Annotated in this window: 14 protein-coding genes; all 14 read right to left on the bottom strand. The window is 45.6% G+C overall.

What is annotated here, in order from left to right; all coding sequences use genetic code 11:
• Window positions 1-24: 24 nt before the first annotated feature.
• The 14 genes from infB to tsf all read right to left on the bottom strand — a co-directional run bounded on the left by infB (window position 25) and on the right by tsf (window position 17618).
• Complete coding sequence (infB, locus tag ACTHPG_RS06485; protein ID WP_440388296.1) at window positions 25-2610, bottom strand: translation initiation factor IF-2; 2586 nt, start codon at window positions 2608-2610, stop codon at window positions 25-27.
• On the bottom strand, window positions 2603-2932 hold the full coding sequence (locus tag ACTHPG_RS06480) for a L7Ae/L30e/S12e/Gadd45 family ribosomal protein (protein WP_017689142.1): 330 nt from the start codon (window positions 2930-2932) through the stop codon (window positions 2603-2605). The genes infB and ACTHPG_RS06480 overlap by 8 nt, the downstream gene beginning before the upstream one ends.
• Complete coding sequence (gene rnpM, locus ACTHPG_RS06475) at window positions 2925-3230, bottom strand: RNase P modulator RnpM (RefSeq protein WP_249911082.1); 306 nt, start codon at window positions 3228-3230, stop codon at window positions 2925-2927. The genes ACTHPG_RS06480 and rnpM overlap by 8 nt, the downstream gene beginning before the upstream one ends.
• Before the next feature lie 25 nt (window positions 3231-3255).
• Window positions 3256-4353 carry a transcription termination factor NusA gene (nusA, locus tag ACTHPG_RS06470; protein ID WP_440388294.1) on the bottom strand — a complete coding sequence of 366 codons (1098 nt, stop codon included), beginning with the start codon at window positions 4351-4353 and terminating at the stop codon, window positions 3256-3258.
• Between the two features lie 123 nt (window positions 4354-4476).
• On the bottom strand, window positions 4477-4938 hold the full coding sequence (rimP, locus tag ACTHPG_RS06465; protein ID WP_440388292.1) for a ribosome maturation factor RimP: 462 nt from the start codon (window positions 4936-4938) through the stop codon (window positions 4477-4479).
• 257 nt (window positions 4939-5195) lie between these two features.
• Window positions 5196-9515, bottom strand: a complete 4320-nt coding sequence (locus tag ACTHPG_RS06460) for a PolC-type DNA polymerase III (protein WP_440388291.1) — start codon at window positions 9513-9515, stop codon at window positions 5196-5198.
• A gap of 151 nt (window positions 9516-9666) precedes the next feature.
• Window positions 9667-11121: a proline--tRNA ligase gene (gene proS, locus ACTHPG_RS06455; RefSeq protein ID WP_440388289.1), complete on the bottom strand. Its 1455-nt coding sequence runs from the start codon at window positions 11119-11121 to the stop codon at window positions 9667-9669.
• Window positions 11122-11189: 68 nt separating this feature from the next.
• Window positions 11190-12461 carry an RIP metalloprotease RseP gene (gene rseP, locus ACTHPG_RS06450; protein WP_091031857.1) on the bottom strand — a complete coding sequence of 424 codons (1272 nt, stop codon included), beginning with the start codon at window positions 12459-12461 and terminating at the stop codon, window positions 11190-11192.
• 113 nt (window positions 12462-12574) lie between these two features.
• Entirely contained in the window at window positions 12575-13714 is a 1140-nt protein-coding gene (locus ACTHPG_RS06445; protein WP_440388288.1) for a 1-deoxy-D-xylulose-5-phosphate reductoisomerase, read from the bottom strand.
• Between the two features lie 69 nt (window positions 13715-13783).
• Window positions 13784-14578, bottom strand: a complete 795-nt coding sequence (locus ACTHPG_RS06440) for a phosphatidate cytidylyltransferase (RefSeq protein WP_440388287.1) — start codon at window positions 14576-14578, stop codon at window positions 13784-13786.
• A gap of 16 nt (window positions 14579-14594) precedes the next feature.
• Complete coding sequence (locus ACTHPG_RS06435; protein ID WP_017689151.1) at window positions 14595-15362, bottom strand: isoprenyl transferase; 768 nt, start codon at window positions 15360-15362, stop codon at window positions 14595-14597.
• An 89-nt stretch (window positions 15363-15451) separates the two neighbouring features.
• Window positions 15452-16006 (bottom strand): ribosome recycling factor, encoded by a 555-nt coding sequence (gene frr / locus ACTHPG_RS06430; protein ID WP_440388285.1) that lies wholly within the window; start codon window positions 16004-16006, stop codon window positions 15452-15454.
• Window positions 16006-16734 carry a UMP kinase gene (gene pyrH / locus ACTHPG_RS06425; protein WP_017689153.1) on the bottom strand — a complete coding sequence of 243 codons (729 nt, stop codon included), beginning with the start codon at window positions 16732-16734 and terminating at the stop codon, window positions 16006-16008. The genes frr and pyrH overlap by 1 nt, the downstream gene beginning before the upstream one ends.
• A gap of 233 nt (window positions 16735-16967) precedes the next feature.
• Window positions 16968-17618 (bottom strand): translation elongation factor Ts, encoded by a 651-nt coding sequence (gene tsf, locus ACTHPG_RS06420; protein WP_440388284.1) that lies wholly within the window; start codon window positions 17616-17618, stop codon window positions 16968-16970.
• Between the last annotated feature and the right edge of the window lie 41 nt (window positions 17619-17659).

The raw sequence follows: 17659 nt of genomic DNA, 5'->3' as shown, positions 1-17659 counted from the left end.
GTTGTTCACCTCATGCTTCTTTGCTTATCGTTGTACGGTCTCCATAATGAAGGCTTCGATAACGTCGCCCTCTTTGAGATCATTGTATTTATCCAGTGTGATACCACACTCGTAGCCTTGAGCTACTTCTTTGGCATCATCTTTGTAACGTTTCAGGGAATCCAGCTTACCTTCGTAAAGAACGATGCCATCACGAATCAGGCGAGCTTCCGCAGAACGTGTAATTTTACCCGAGGTAACCATACAACCAGCAATGGTACCCACTTTACTGATAGAGAACGTGCTACGAACTTCAGCGTGACCGATAACTTTTTCTTTGTAGATCGGATCAAGCATACCTTTCATCGCTTGTTCAATCTCTTCGATAACACTGTAGATCACGCGATGCAGACGAATGTCTACTTGCTCCTGATCTGCAGTTGCTTTCGCCTGGTTATCAGGACGAACGTTGAAACCAATCACGATGGCATTGGATGCTGCAGCCAAAATGATGTCGGACTCGGTGATTGCACCAGCGCCGCTATGAATGATCTTCACGCGTACACCTTCAACTTCGATCTTCGCAAGGGAACCTTTCAATGCTTCAACCGAACCTTGTACGTCACCTTTGATGATCACATTCAGATCTTTAATTTCACCATCTTTGATGTGCTGGAACAGATCATCCAACGTTACACGAGTATGCGTACCCAGATCGGATTCACGTTGCGTAATCGCACGTTTGTCAGCGATGGAACGCGCTTTGCGCTCGTCTTCAAACACCATGAATGGATCTCCCGCACCTGGAACCTCAGTCAAACCTGTGATTTCTACAGGTGTTGAAGGTCCAGCTTCTTTCAGTCGGCGACCTTTATCATTGACCATCGCACGGACACGGCCGAAGCAGTTACCTGCTACGAAAGCATCTCCGACTTTCAATGTACCGTGCTGCACGAGGATACGGGCTACTGGGCCACGTCCTTTATCCAGCTCGGCTTCAATCACTGTACCACGGGCACGTTTGTCCGGGTTCGCTTTGTATTCGTTCACTTCTGCAACGAGCAGAATCATCTCAAGCAGACCTTCCAGACCCATTCTTTGTTTAGCCGATACGTTAACAAAGATGGTATCTCCGCCCCACTCTTCCGGAACGAGTTCATAGTTAGTCAATTCTTGTTTTACTTTATCCGGATCAGCACCCGGTTTGTCAATTTTATTGACAGCAACGATAATTGGAAGCCCAGCAGCTTTAGCATGGTTAATCGCCTCAACCGTTTGTGGCATAACACCGTCATCCGCAGCTACAACAATAATTGTAATATCCGTAACCTGTGCTCCACGTGCACGCATCGCTGTAAACGCTTCGTGACCCGGAGTATCCAGGAACGTAATTTTTTTATTGTTGATTTCGACTTGGTATGCACCAATGTGTTGCGTGATTCCGCCTGCTTCGCCGCCTGTTACATTCGTAGAACGGATGGCATCAAGCAATGTTGTTTTACCATGGTCAACGTGCCCCATAATGGTTACTACTGGAGGACGGGACTGCAAATCTGCAGGATCATCATTCTCTTCCAGAGTTTCGAAACGATCATCTTCAAGCACAATCTTCACTTCAACCTCGACACCGAATTCACCTGAAAGCAGAAGGATCGTTTCGATATCAAGCTCTTGGTTGATTGTTGCCATAACGCCCATAGCGATAAGTTTTTTGATAACTTCGGAAGCATCCTTATGGAGCAACTTCGCCGTTTCACCTACGGTCATATCACCACGAACGATGATTTTCTTAGGTGTGTTATCAATTTTCTCACGTTGTTGGTACTGCTGTTGATTTCTGTTGCGGTTGTTCTTACCACCACGGTTACCACGGAAGTTGCCGCCACGATTGTCATCATAACGACGTCCGCCGCCACCACTGTTCGAACGATTGCCACTATTATTGTTGTTGCCAGTAGAACCGCCTGGGCCACTTCTGCGTTGGCCTTGTCCTTGACTCTGACCTTGACCACCGCTACGATTGCCACCAGTACCTGTATTGCCACCGCCGTTAGGTCCTGAAGTTCTTACTTGACCGCCACCGCTGTTATTCGGACGTTGACCCGATCCTTGCGGACGGGATGCAGTACTGCTTTGTCCACCTTGAGCTGGTCTTGGACGGTTACTTGATTGTCCTCCTTGGCTTGAGCCTTGGGAAGAGTTCGTTCTGTTGCGGCTGTCTTGGCCGCTGGGTCTTTGGGTGCCATTGTTATTGTTGGAATTTGGTCTATTGTTCATACCTACCTGCTTTTCCTGTTGTATTTTTGTTTGTACGGGACTACCGGATGTGTTGCTGCTATTCGGCGTGTTCACTCCGCCGGCCGGCTTGTTGCTGTCCACTGGTTTGTCACTGCGTACTGCCGAAGTAGCAACTGGTTTTGCTTCGTTGCCTTGTTTGGAAGCCGCAGTGGATTTTATATCTTTAAAAAATTGTTCCACCTTACCCACTGAACCATTCTCCATGACACTCATATGATTGTTTACGGGAATTTCCAGTTTTTTAAGAATGGTTATAATTTCTTTACTGCTCATATTAAGGGACTTCGCATATTCATAAACTCGCAATTTATCCTTGTTTTCCTGTTTACTCAATATACTCCACCTCCGACATTATACCGACTTGCTTGGAGATCATTTTTGCAAACCCTCGATCCGTTACTGCAAGAACTACACGCGTGTCTTTACCGATACTTGAACCGAGACTATCCCGGTCAAATCCGATCAACAGTGGAACCTTATAAGTTCCACATTTATCGCGAAATTTCTTTTGTGTATTGGCTGAGGCGTCACCCGCAACAATAACCATTTTAGCTTCGGAAGAACGGATCGCTTTAAGTACAATTTCTTCACCTGTTACAAGTTTGCCCGCACGCATAGAGAGTCCCAGATAAGACAGCGTTTTAATATTAGTCATTTTCACGCTCCTGTGCTGCTTTGAATTCATCCTCAACTGCGATGAAATCTGCTGCTAATTGCTCGTAAATTTCAGGTGAAACTTTGCCTTTTAACGCCCGATCCAAAGCCCGGTTTTTGAGTGCGAGCTTAAAACAGGACTCTTTGCCGCATAAATAGGCTCCACGTCCGGATTTTTTGCCAGTCAAATCGATCAGCACTTCATCCTCTGGCGTTTTAACGATGCGGATCAGCTGCTTTTTGGGCATCATTTCCTGGCATGCCACACATTTGCGCAGCGGCACTTTTTTTGGTTTCATACGTCAGCGCCCCCCGTACTTTACTTTAGTCGACGGAGACGGAATCCTGATGCATCTCAGAAGAAGAATCTTTTTCTCTGCCGAATTCCTGTTCCGCCTGGCTCTCGCTCTTAATGTCGATTTTCCAGCCGGTTAACTTGGCTGCTAATCTGGCATTTTGGCCTTTGATACCAATTGCGAGCGACAGTTGATAGTCCGGAACGATAACCCGAGCCATCTTTTCTTCCTCAAATACATGAACTTCCAATACTTTGGAAGGACTCAGTGCATTAGCAACATATTCGTCTACCTGATCGGAGTAACGAACGATGTCGATTTTTTCACCGCGCAGCTCACCCACAATGGTCTGCACGCGCATTCCCTTAGGACCTACACAAGATCCAACTGGATCAACTTCCTCGTTGCGGGAATGTACGGCAATCTTGGAGCGGAACCCTGCTTCGCGAGCGACGGAGCGAATTTCAACTACACCGTCAAAGATCTCAGGCACTTCCAGTTCAAAGAGACGTTTCAAGAGGCCCGGATGGGTACGGGACAAAATGATTTGCGGCCCTTTAGTCGTATTCTCGACCTTGGTGATATACGCTTTAATACGGTCACCATGAACAAACTTCTCGTTCGGCATCAATTCGGTCAGCGGTAAAGCCGCTTCGATTTTGCCCAGATCGATGTAGATATTGCGCAAATCCTGACGCTGCACCACTCCCGTAACGATATCTTCTTCCTTATCTACGAAAGCGTTGTAGATCAGGCCGCGTTCGGCTTCACGAATCCGCTGGGTCACTACCTGTTTGGCAGTCTGTGCGGCGATACGTCCGAAATCACGCGGCGTAACTTCAATCTCCGCAATATCTTCCAGCTGGAAGTGTGGGTTGATTTCTCGTGCAGCAGGCAATGAAATTTCGGTACGTGAATCCAGGACTTCTTCCACGATCAATTTACGGGCATACACCCGAATAACTCCCGTATTACGGTTCATGTCAACACGCACATTCTGGGCCGTGTTGAAATTCCGCTTGTAGCTGGAAATTAGTGCAGCCTCGATCGCTTCAAACAGCACATCCTTGCTGATCCCTTTTTCCCGTTCCAATTCATTCATTGCTTCAATAAAATCCATACTCATGAATGTTGATCCCCCTTTCAAACATGGCATCTCATACGTAAAACGGCGAAAGGCTCTGAACTCATGAGCACCTTGCCGTTATCGTGAGATGTGTCTTTTTCATTAATAAAGTGAACAAGGCACTTAAAACAAAATAGCTAGGCGCGCACTGGCAACCTTATCATAAGAGATAGCATGCTGTTTTTTGCCTGCTTCGATCACGAGTTGCCCGTCATCAAAGGAAAGCAGCTTGCCTTCAAATTCCTTCAATCCGTTCACCGGCTCGTAGGTTGTAACAAAAACATTTTTTCCTACAGATTTGGTAACGTCCTCAGGTTTTTTCAGTGGACGCTCCGCACCGGGAGAAGACACTTCAAGGAAATAGATGGTTGGAATCGGATCGTTCTCATCCAGCTTGGCGCTCAGCTTTTCGCTGATCAAGACGCAATCGTCGATGTCGATGCCACCCTCTTTGTCGACATACACCCGTAAAAACCAGTTGCTGCCTTCTTTGACGTATTCGATGTCAACCAGCTCGAAGCCTTGTTCGTTCAAGTAGGGTTGGATCATTTCTTCCACGGTAGATTTAATGTTCGTTGTGCTCAAAACCAATAACCTCCAACTTAGGTTACACCAGCAAAAAAGCACTGGCAGATTATTCAATACCCAAGATTCTTGTATACCAAAGACTAAAGAGTGGGTTTCCCCACTCTTTAGAAATTCGTACTATCTCGTTCACTTCAAAAATTATAACATAGTCTGGTAATAGTGACAAGTAAGCGATGATTCAGCCGGTTAACTTACTAATGAAGGAAAAATTACGTTCCCCCCATTAATCACCATTTTAAGATCCAAATTCAATCCTAGAAGAGAGAAAGCTGATTGCTCTCTGGCAAGCCACGGAAACATCCCATATTCGACAGCAGTTCAACAATTGTCTTACTTGCTTTCGACTTCTGCTGGAAGTCCTCAACCGACAGAAACTCACCATGATCTCTGGCTGCAGCAATATTACGAGCAGCATTATCCCCGATTCCTGCCAACGCCGAGAATGGAGGGATTAATGATTTTCCGTCAACGATGAACTTCGTCGCTTCCGAACGGTATAAGTCAATGGATTTCAGCGAGAATCCACGTGCTGCCATTTCCAGACCCATTTCAAGGACAGGTAACATGTTTTTCTCTTTCGGTGGTGCCTGGAAACCCAATTGCTCAATTTCCGTTATTTTTCGATAGATGGCGTCATATCCTTGACACATCAGTTCGATATCAATCTCATCCGCTCGAACGGTAAAGTAGGTTGCGTAATATTCAATGGGATGATACAGCTTGAAGAATGCCGTACGTACTGCCGAAATAACATAAGCGGCTGCGTGAGCCTTCGGGAACATGTACTGGATTTTGAGACAGGAATCGATGTACCATTGAGGCACTTTACAATTCTTCATTTCGTCAATCCATTCCTGTGGCAGACCCCGTCCCTTACGAACGCTCTCCGTGATTTTAAATGCCAGACTTGCATCCATTCCGGTTTTATAGATCAGGAATAACATGATATCATCCCGACAACCGATTACCGTCTTAATGTTACACGTTCCGTTCTTAATCAGGTCCTGAGCATTTCCAAGCCATACCCCTGTACCATGGGATAATCCGGAAATCTGCAGTAAATCGGCAAAAGATGTCGGCTGGGATTCAACAAGCATCTGACGTACAAACTTCGTTCCCATCTCCGGTACACCAAACGTCGCGACTGGCGACCTGATCTGTTCCGGTGTAACACCCAGAGCTTCGGTGGAGTTAAACATGCTCATGACTTTGGGATCATTCATTGGAATGGTCGTTGGATCGACTCCTGTCAGATCCTGCAGCATCCGCATCATCGTCGGATCATCGTGTCCCAGAATATCAAGTTTCAGCAAGTTTTCTTCAAAAGCATGATAATCAAAGTGTGTCGTTTTCCACTCCGCATTAACGTCATCAGCCGGAAATTGAACAGGTGTAACATCTTCAACCTCGATGTAATCAGGTACCACGACAATACCGCCGGGGTGTTGTCCCGTGCTCCGTTTTACCCCTGTACATCCCGACGCCAATCGATTCAATTCAGCCCCGCGCCATTTCTTGTGATGTTCTTCCTCATATTTCTTGGCAAAACCAAATGCTGTTTTCTCAGCCACCGTACCAATGGTCCCCGCACGGAAAACACTCTTCTCACTAAATAGTACTTTCGTATAGTTATGAGCATGAGGCTGATAATCCCCAGAGAAGTTCAAGTCAATATCGGGAACTTTATCGCCTTTAAATCCAAGGAAGGTCTCAAACGGAATATCCTGGCCTTCTCCTTTAAGCGTACCACCACAATTCGGACATTCTTTCTCTGGAAGGTCAAATCCACTCCGAACACTGCCGTCCAGGAACCACTCGCTGTGTTTGCATTCCGAATTCACACAAATGTAATGAGCTGGTAGTGGATTAACCTCGGAGATACCCAGGAATGTAGCAACGACAGAGGAGCCTACCGATCCCCGCGAACCCACGAGATAACCATCCTGATTCGATTTTTTAACCAAGCGTTCCGAAATAAGATAGTTGGCAGAAAAACCATATTTAATAATTGGAATGAGTTCTTTCTCCAGTCGTGCCACGATTACTTCTGGTAATTCCTCACCATAGATGGACTTGGCAGTGTTATAGCAGGTATTACGAATTTCTTCGTCCGCACCTTCCAGAATCGGAGTAAACAGTTTGTCCGGGAATAACTTAATTTCCTCAAATCGGTCAGACAACTCCACCGTATTTGTAACAACGACCTCGTATGCTTTGTCTTGACCGAGAAATTGGAACTCTTCCAGCATTTCCTCTGTCGTTCTAAAATGTGCATCCGGTTTACGTTGATCTTTCAGCGGACTAAACCCTGTAATTCCGTGAATGGTGATATCCCGATATAACTTGTCACGCGGCTCCAAATAGTGCACATTACCTGTGGCTATGACCGGTTTGTTAAGTTTTGCACCTATATCAATGACTTTACGAATAGCTGTTTTGATTTCTTCGGGTGTAGCCACCAACCCTTTATCCACCAAATGCATGTACATGGTAAGGGGCTGGATCTCCAGTATGTCATAGAATTCGGCAATCTCTTCCGCTTCTTCGAGCGATTTGTTAAGTACCGCTTCGAAAAACTCACCTTTTTCACAACCCGATATCACAACAAGACCTTCACGCAAATTAATCAGTTTCGATTTGGGAATACACGGTACCCGCTTGAAATGTTCCGTATGAGAGAGAGAGACCAGCTTATATAGATTTTTCTTGCCGATATCATTCAGTGCATAGATTCCACAATGGAAAGGTCTTGTATTCGACAAGTCGACACCTACATAGTCATTCAAACGATCAAGTCTCGTCAAACCTTTCATCTGTGCAGCATCATTTAGTAATCCAATCAGGATACCCGCGAGTGCAACCGTATCATCAATAGCACGGTGATGGCTTTCCAGTCCAACCTTATATTTATCCGCCATCGTATTCAGACGGTGGTTTTTATTTTTTGGAAATAACAATCGCGCCAGTTCCAACGTATCAAGGACCGGGTTAGGAAGCTCCGGCATCCCAATCTGCTTCAGGGAAGCCTGGATAAAGCCCATATCAAAACGTGCATTATGGGCAACAAGTACACCATCTCCGGCAAACTGCACAAAATCACGGATAACAGGCTCAAGTTCAGGTGCATCTTTTACCATGTCATCATTAATATTGGTCAATTGCTGAATGTTGTAGGGAATACGTTCATGCGGATTTACAAACGTCGCAAATCTGTCGATTTCTTTACCTTCTTGCATCTTCACGGCGGCAATCTCAATAATTTTGTTCTGCGTTACCGAAAGTCCTGTGGTCTCGATATCAAATACGATGTATGTCGCGGTTTGCAGATCCAAAGGCTGCGGAGCCATTACAACTGCAACGGAGTCATTCACGACATTCGCCTCAAGACCGTAGATCATTTTAATGCCGTTTTTCTTTGCAGCCTTGGAAGCCTCGGGGTATACCTGCACCCCACCATGGTCAGTTACAGCAATTGCCTTATGTCCCCACTCCGCTGCCATTTTCACGTATTTGTCAATTGAAGTTACAGCATCCATGGTACTCATTGTAGAATGCAGATGAAACTCCACCCGTTTCTCTGGTGCATTATCTTTGCGAGACGGTGGTGCTTTGACTTCAATCAGATCCGATGGAATCATCGCGAGTTCAGGAATTTGCATAAACCGGTCATACTCTACACGACCACGCACTTTTACCCACTTACCGTTAGCCAGCAGACTGAGAATTTTAACATCCTCTTTTGTTTTGGCAAACATCTTCATTTGCATGGAATCTGTAAAGTCGGTCAGGTAGAAGGTAAACAAGGTATTGCCGTTTCGCAGTTCTTTACGATCCAGTCCAAATACCGAACCTTGAAGCGTGACCTTTTTCTCTTCATCCTGAATTTCCTGCATAGGCACTGCTGGCTCCTTGATATCGTAACCCATCTGCAAACGCAGATCGCCCTGCTCCTCATCCACCGGAATTTCTGTATCCACTTCACTCATCATCTTTTCGATGACCTCAAGTTCCTCAACACGCTTTTGGGCTTGGAACTGTTCCATGGCCTCTTTGTTGCTTCCCACTTCGCCTACTTGCATCTTGATACGAAGCGGTAAATGAAAGTATTTTTCATAGAATTTCGTAATAGCCTGATCAATCTGTTTCTTCCGAGCCAATTCCATTGACGTTGCATCACTCATTGTCAGTTGCAGGAGATCCTGTTCACATTCAAAGGTTGTCCGATTGATCCAACCATTTACAGATGGAATCTCACGGGTAACCCACTCCAAAAACAGATTCCAATACTCACTGACAATATCACTATTCTGTACCTTGTCCGTATATTTAAAGCCAAATGAAATTTTGGCGATATGATTCATCTTCTCTTGAATATGCAGACTAAATGTGCGATAGATTGGAGCAGGTACCAATGTATCCTTCGCAATCAGAATATTCCATTCCCGATTACTTCGATTGGTCTCTACTTGTTCAATCCATCCATCCAAAAAATAGGGCTCTAAAAGACCCGACGGAAGCTCTGCCTGTTTCATCAACAACTCAAACCGTTTTCTCTTCTCATCAAATCCGCTCATCGTGTTCCTCCTTGTACCCCCTTAAAGCATGAAAAGCCCCTGCATTCAAAAATGTCACCGATCCGAACTCGCACCGACTCATTTTATCCGACAGAAGCTCCCATTCATTACTCAACTGGTGAAAAAGTAATTTCCGTCAGGTTATCCTGACTTAATACGCTCTTGCAAACACAACGGTGTGTTCTGCCTTTTCACCACAAGCCAGGCACGTATGCTTTTCTTCCGCAGGCTGGAACGGAATGTTCCGGCTTGTTGCACCAGTGACTTCTCTTACTTTATCTTCGCAAGCTTCTGAACCGCACCATCCAGCCAGAGTAAACCCGCGTTTATTTTCCATCAGTTCTTTCATCTCATCGAGTGTATCCACGGAGTAGAAGTTATCCGACATAAATGTCCGAGCACGCTCTAACATGTCTACCTGAATCTGTGTCAGCATAGACTGGATTTCTTCTACCAAGTTCGCTTGTTCTACAACTTTTTTCTCACCTGTAATCCGTGATACGAGTACACAAACGCCATTTTCCATATCACGTGGACCAATCTCCAGACGAATCGGAACACCACGCATCTCGTATTCATTGAACTTCCAGCCTGGGCGAACATCGCTGCGATCATCCATTTTCACACGGACTCCAGCTTTTTTCAACTCAGTGAACAGCTCATCTGCACGTCCAACCACAGCATCACGCGTTTTCGGAGGTCCAATTGGGATCATGACCACTTGTGTCGGTGCGACTTTAGGAGGAAGTACGAGACCACGGTCATCTCCGTGAACCATAATTAACGCACCGATCAAACGTGTGCTTACTCCCCATGAAGTAGTGTAAGCCAACTCCAGCACATTGTTCCGGCTAAGATACTGGATTTCAAATGCTTTTGCAAAGTTCGTACCCATGTAGTGAGATGTACCTGCTTGTACAGCACGTCCATCTTTCATCATGGCTTCGATGGAGTACGTATCCACCGCGCCCGCAAACTTCTCGGATTTGGTTTTCTGACCCACAATCACAGGAATAGCTAGGTACTCCTCGACTACTTCACGATAAATCTCAAGCATTTTCATCGTTTCTTCACGTGCTTCTTCTTCGGTCTCATGCGCAGTATGACCTTCCTGCCACAAGAATTCACTTGTGCGAAGGAAAGGCAACGTTCTTTTTTCCCAACGTACTACGTTAGCCCACTGGTTGATCAGTACCGGAAGATCCCGATACGACTGAATCCACTTGGAATACATGTGACCAATAATCGTTTCGGATGTAGGACGAATTGCCAGACGTTCTTCCAGCTTCTCTCCGCCAGCTTCCGTAACCCATGGCAATTCAGGGTTAAACCCTTCCACATGCTCTTTTTCCTTTTGAAAGAAGCTCTCAGGAATGAACATCGGGAAATACGCATTGCGATGCCCTGTTTCCCGGAAACGACGATCCAACTCATCCTTGATATGTTCCCAGATCTCGAATCCGTCTGGCTTGAACACAATACAACCACGTACGGGTGCATAGTCCATAAGATCAGCTTTTTTGATAACATCAATATACCAGCGCGAGAAATCCTCACCCTGTGGTGTGATTTCAGTCACGAACTGTTTATCATTTTCCTTTGACATAAGACTCCAGCGTCCTCCCATAACGACTACACTCTGAGTGAAATGTCCCGAGCGTAGTCCAACCGTAATTATCCGTTAATTAAACGTAATATATCATTGTAAGTTACTGCCAGCATTAACACAAACAACATCGCAAATCCGATGAAATGCACCATGCCTTCGCGATTGGGATCAACAGGTCTGCCACGCAGCGCTTCAATTCCCAAAAATACGAGACGGCTGCCGTCCAGTGCAGGTATTGGTAGCAGGTTGAAAATCCCAAGATACAGACTCAAAATCGCTGCCCATCTCGTTAACTGCTCGATCCCTTGTTTAGCGATCTGACCTGTCACTTCAAACGTACGAACTGGACCACCAATATCATCCATGTTGAATTGATTGATCAGATGTTTAAAACCTTCAAATATCACTTTGGTTGTATCCACCATAGCCACGCCTGAGACTTTAAATGTTTCCACAAATCCAACAGATCGGGTTGGCAATGTAGGTACGATTCCCACTTTACCGCCCTCTTGTCCTTCTACAGCACGTGGAGTAATTGTTATATTAAACGTATCCGAACCCCGGCGCAGCGTCCATTCCATTGGCTTGTCTTTGGAATCAGCAATCATCGACACCATTTTTTGTGAATCTGTACCAATAACAGTTCCATTGATCGTCTCGATAATGTCGCCCTTTTGCAGGTTGGCCTGATCAGCTGCCCCACCTTCAAGCACTTCACCAATTTCTAGATTTTTGGGATTCTCCACCGGAACTCCTGCCATTTGTGCATATACAGCAAACAACACAAAGGCCAGGATAAAGTTCATCAGCGGTCCCGCAAAAATAGCCAATGCACGCTGTCCAACCGTTTTGCTGCCGAATTGACGATCTTTCGGTGCGATCTGCGTTTGTTTACCCCGACTTACCAACATCGCTTGGGGATGAATTCGGTACTCCTGAATTTCACCATCTACGTCCAGTTGCAGTTTCAAGGCATTCTCCATATCAATGGAGATGACTTCACCACGTATTACATTTTTACGGTTATCCAGCTGGTCCAGATAGATCATCTTCACCTGGTCATCAGCAGATCTTACCGCAATGGTCTGTCCTTCCTGGATCTCTACCAGTTCCGGATCTTCCCCTGCCATCCGTGCATATCCACCAAAAGGCAGTAAACGCAATGTAAACTGGGTCTCGTTTCTTTTATATGAGAACAATTTGGGACCAAAACCGATCGCAAATTCCCGTACAAGAATACCGGCGCGTTTGGCAAAGTAATAATGCCCCCATTCATGAACCGTCACGATGACAAAGAACATGAGCACCGTTAGAAATACCACTTGTATGGTTTCCAATCCCTATCCATCCTCCTTCACGGCACATACCGCAGTCTGTCCCTATAGATTATCATTATTCTCTGATGCCGCACAAGAGAATCACTTCTTCCAATTTGTTATGAAAAAAGAGATTACAGACTGGACGCAAGCTTACGGCTCTCCTGATCACAACGGGCGATCTCCTGCAGATCAGGCTCGTCCACATTGTGGTGTGCCTCCAGCACAGAAGCAATAATATCTTCTATTTTAAGGAATGAAATCTCTTTACGCAAGAATCGGGCTACAGCAACCTCGTTGGCTGCATTAAACGCCGTTGTTGCGGTTCCTCCCATTTTACCACAGTCATATGCCATTCTTAAACATGGGAAGCGCTCCATATCCATCTCACGGAAATGTAATTTCCCAGCTTGAGCAAGAGACAGTCTCTGTGCTGGTGATGGCAAGCGGTCCGGGTAAGTCAATGCATATTGAATGGGAACTCGCATATCCGGATTCCCCAGTTGAGCGATGATGCTGGTATCATCAAATTCCACATAGGAATGAATAACACTTTCTGGGTGAAGCAATACATTAATCTGATCATATCGAAGACCAAATAACCAATGTGCTTCAATGACCTCGAGTCCTTTGTTAACCATCGTTGCCGAGTCTATCGTAATTTTGGACCCCATTGACCAATTTGGATGTTTAAGTGCATCCTCTATTGTCACGCTCTTCAACTGTTCACGAGTAAGATCACGGAATGATCCACCTGAAGCGGTGAGCGTGATGCCTGTCAGGCGCTGTCTGTTTTCACCATTCAAGCACTGGTATATGGCAGAGTGCTCACTGTCAATGGGCAGCAGAGAGACTCCTTTGGCAGCGGCTCTTGTTGTAACAATATGCCCCGCCGTAACCAATGTCTCTTTGTTTGCCAGACCGATCTGTTTGCCTGCGTCTATGGCAGCAAGCGTTGACTCCAATCCAACACTTCCAACCACCGCTGTAACAACCGTATGCGCATCCGTTCCTGCCGCAACCTCTACAAGTCCTTCTGTGCCATAAAACAGTTGCGTTCCTGCTGGCAAATGTGGAGCTACCTTCTCCGCCAATTCCTTGGACCCCACCGATACTTTCTTCGGTCGGTAACGTATGGTTTGTTCGATCAGCAGGTCTGTATTGCCTCCGGCAGCCAGTCCCTCCACCTGAAAGAGTTCTGGATGCATGTCAACTACATCCAGTGTCTGGGTGCCAATAGAACCGGTCGAGCCGAGAATTGCAATTTTTTTCATGCTGCACCTCATCTTTAATTATCCAATGCCTACAACGAACAATACTGTTATCTCAGACCATGTTCTTCTTCAGTAGGGCAGTAGCATTAATATATGTACGAATGGAAATACAACAATCCAGCTGTCGCACCGATCAAGAATGCCTCCATGCCCTGGGAGAAGACTGCCTGAATCCTTGATGTTATATACACGTTTGTATGCAGACTGGATCAAGTCCCCCATCTGACCTACGACTGCACAGGCAATTCCAATTACAATTGCTCTCTGCCAGGAAAGCAGACCATCTGATACGAATGCAAAAATAACAGAAGTAACAATTGCAATCACAATGCCACCCAGTGCACCCTCCACAGTTTTGTTTGGACTAATGGAAGGCCATAGTTTGTTTCTACCAATTAGCTTCCCTACAAAATAGGCGCCTGCATCACTGGCCCATATGGAGCCCAGCAACAGGAACGTCCAGAACAATCCGTGATGCAGATGTCTGGATTCTGCAATGTAATAGAAACCGATCCCTATATACAATACGCCCAGGAAAAGCATGGCCACCGTATTCACGGGAACCTTGTTTTTGGTGACAACCGAAGCTGTCATCAATACAAGCATTACAATCCAGATGACCTGAAATAAGGATAGCGGCCTTGCTTCCCAGACCATTTCCCAAGGAAACACAATGGCAAAAACACCAGCATATCCAATCAGGGCTACACCTGAAAAAGGCATTACCCCGGTCATTTTAACAAATTCATAATAACCGATGAGAGCCATAAACAAAACCAAACCGTGGTACCAGGGTCCGCCCAGCATGCAAAAACCTAAAAACAACACACCTGCTATGATTCCTGTCGTTAATCGCTGTTTCAACGGCTTCATCCTCCATCTATTTCAAACCGCCGTAACGCCTTGTTCTGCGCTGATATTCGGCTACTGCTTCAAGCAAATGCTTTTTGCCAAATTCGGGCCAGTATATATCCGTAAACCATAATTCACTATATGCAAGCTGCCAAAGCATAAAGTTGCTTAATCTCAGCTCTCCGCTCGTCCGGATCAGCAGATCCGGATCAGGCATGTCAACCGTCAGCATATGTCTATCAATGAGTTCAGGTGTTATGTCCTCTGCTGATAGTTCCCCCGATTTCACCTGCAGAGCGATCTGTTTAACACAGTCCGTCATTTCACGACGACTTCCGTAGTTCATTGCAAAGTTCAAAACGAGACCTGTATTATGTTCCGTAAGACGAATGGCTTCCCGCAAGGCATTGATGGTATGAGAAGGTAAATGTTCCTCTTGGCCCATCATGCGAATGCGCACATTTTTTTCTATAAGTTCATCCAGCTCTATAGCCAGAAATTCTTGCGGAAGTCGCATCAGAAAATCCACTTCTTCTTTTGGACGCGTCCAGTTTTCTGTCGAAAAAGCGTACATCGTCAGATATTTGATGCCCAGTTCATCCGCCGCGATGGTCGCACGTTTGACCGCCTTCATGCCATTTTGGTGCCCAGCTATACGCGGGAGTCCCAAACGTTTGGCCCATCGTCCATTACCGTCCATGATGATGGCGACGTGCTGCGGGATATTGTCCTCGGATATAGTCAGCGTTTCCTGCTTGTCAGCCCCATTCCACCACGACCGAACCCGTTTGATCATTCCTGTTCCTCCAAAATCCCTGAAGTTTCTTCATCTGAAGCTTGGAAAAAGAGACAAAACCCCACCGTATTGGAGGGGCTGCACTTGTCTTACACTTCCATGATTTCTTTTTCTTTGGCAGCGAGTACCTTATCGACTTCAGCAATAAACTTGTCGGTCGATTTTTGGATATCGTCCTGATGTCTCCGGGATTCATCCTCGGAAATATCGGACTTCTCCATTTTCTTAATATCATCATTCGCATCACGGCGGATGTTACGAATCGCTACCTTACCTTCTTCACCGAACTTCTTCGTCAGCTTTACAAGTTCCGCTCTACGTTCTTCCGTCAAAGCCGGAATAGACAAACGGATCATGTTGCCATCATTGGCTGGAGTAAGACCCAGATCCGATTTCATGATGGCACGCTCGATTTCACCCATGGAAGATTTGTCCCAAGGCTGAATCATCAGTGTACGGGAATCCGGAGTACTGATATTAGCGAGTTGATTCAATGGCGTCATCGCTCCATAATACTCTACCTGAATTCGGTCCAGAAGAGCTGGAGTTGCACGGCCTGCACGCAAAGTAGCCAGGTCACGACGCAATGCTTGAATTGCTTTTTCCATACGCTCTTCGGCATGTTGTTTAACCGCTTGTGGCATTAATCTACACTCCCTTTAACGATTGTTCCGATACGTTCGCCCAGAACAACACGTTTGATGTTACCTTGTTCCGTAATGGCAAATACGATCAACGGGATGTTATTGTCCTTACAAAGCGAGGATGCCGTTGAATCCATTACACCAAGGTCTTTGTTAAGAATATCCATGTAAGTCAACTGATCAAATTTCACAGCTGTACTATCCTTAAACGGATCTGCTGAGTATACACCATCAACTTTATTTTTGGCCATCAAGATAACTTCTGCTTCAATCTCCGCTGCGCGCAGTGCTGCTGTTGTATCCGTGGAAAAGAACGGGTTACCTGTACCTGCTGCAAAAATAACGACCCGGCCTTTCTCCAAATGGCGAATAGCTCTGCGACGAATATAAGGTTCTGCAATTTGTTGCATTGCAATGGATGTCTGTACACGCGTAGGTACTTCAATCTGTTCCAAAGCATCCTGCAGTGCCAGCGAGTTCATTACTGTCGCCAGCATACCCATATAATCGGCAGTTGCACGATCGATGCCATTTTCGCTACCGGCAATTCCACGCCAGATGTTTCCGCCGCCACATACAATAGCAACCTGTACACCAAGTGCAACAACCTCTTTTACCTGTTGGGCAATCGACGAGATCGTATCTGCATCAATACCGTAGCCGTTTTGACCGGAAAGAGACTCTCCGCTGACTTTTAAGACAACACGTTTAAATACTGGCTGTTCCAATTATTCACCCTCCACTTTGAATCGAACACACTCGTGTTCAACCAACAAAACTTCTCGCGCATGGCCTCCTGCTTAAAAAGAAAGGAACACAGTTGTGTTCCGCTCTTTTAGGAAAAACGTTTAACCGGTACGGCACTGTTTTCCTGAGATATAAGGGAGTTTACGCTTCGAAGTTTTATCATCATTCTTATATCTTCGAAAATCAATTCTGCTTACCGGTTAAAGAAACCTTCTTATTTGTTCACTTGGGACATTACTTCTTCAACGAAGTTGTCTACTTTTTTCTCAAGACCTTCACCCAGTTCGTAACGAGCGAAACGACGGATGGAGATATTTTCACCAATTTGGCTGATTTTTTCGTTCAGCAATTGGGAGATGGTTTTATCTGGATCTTTAACGAAAGTTTGTTCCATCAGGCAGTACTCTTCGTAGTATTTACCAATACGGCCTTCAACCATTTTCTCAATGATTTTCTCTGGTTTGCCTTCGTTAAGAGCTTGAGCTTTCAGGATTTCTTTTTCTTTCTCCAGCTCATCTGTAGGAACTTCTTCGCGTGTAACGAATTTAGGATTAGCTGCAGCGATTTGCATAGCTACATCTTTAACGAAATCCTTAAATTGATCCGTTTTACCAACGAAGTCTGTTTCACAGTTAACTTCAACCAAGACACCAATACGACCACCAGCGTGGATGTAAGATTCAACAACACCTTCAGTTGCTGCACGGCCTGCTTTGCTTGCTGCTGCAGAAAGACCTTTCTCACGCAACAATTCAGCTGCTTTCGTCACATCACCGTTTGCTTCTTCCAGTGCTTTTTTGCAATCGAGCATACCAGCGCCCGTTCTTTCGCGAAGTTCTTTTACTGCACTCGCATTAACTGCCATTATAAATTCCCTCCAAAATTAAGTATTGTACGTACACTCTA

The organism is Paenibacillus sp. SAF-068, from assembly GCF_051967555.1.
In the GTDB taxonomy this organism is placed as follows: domain Bacteria; phylum Bacillota; class Bacilli; order Paenibacillales; family Paenibacillaceae; genus Paenibacillus.
This window is presented reverse-complemented; position numbering and strand designations above follow the sequence as displayed.

Bases quoted from the DNA above. Each gene is read 5' to 3' on its own strand.
- ACTHPG_RS06480 (WP_017689142.1), bottom strand. From the start codon at position 2,932: ATGACTAATATTAAAACGCTGTCTTATCTGGGACTCTCTATGCGTGCG.
- rnpM (WP_249911082.1), bottom strand. From the start codon at position 3,230: ATGAAACCAAAAAAAGTGCCGCTGCGCAAATGTGTGGCATGCCAGGAA.
- nusA (WP_440388294.1), bottom strand. From the start codon at position 4,353: ATGAGTATGGATTTTATTGAAGCAATGAATGAATTGGAACGGGAAAAA.
- ACTHPG_RS06460 (WP_440388291.1), bottom strand. From the start codon at position 9,515: ATGAGCGGATTTGATGAGAAGAGAAAACGGTTTGAGTTGTTGATGAAA.
- proS (WP_440388289.1), bottom strand. From the start codon at position 11,121: ATGTCAAAGGAAAATGATAAACAGTTCGTGACTGAAATCACACCACAG.
- ACTHPG_RS06445 (WP_440388288.1), bottom strand. From the start codon at position 13,714: ATGAAAAAAATTGCAATTCTCGGCTCGACCGGTTCTATTGGCACCCAG.
- ACTHPG_RS06435 (WP_017689151.1), bottom strand. From the start codon at position 15,362: ATGATCAAACGGGTTCGGTCGTGGTGGAATGGGGCTGACAAGCAGGAA.
- frr (WP_440388285.1), bottom strand. From the start codon at position 16,006: ATGCCACAAGCGGTTAAACAACATGCCGAAGAGCGTATGGAAAAAGCA.
- tsf (WP_440388284.1), bottom strand. From the start codon at position 17,618: ATGGCAGTTAATGCGAGTGCAGTAAAAGAACTTCGCGAAAGAACGGGC.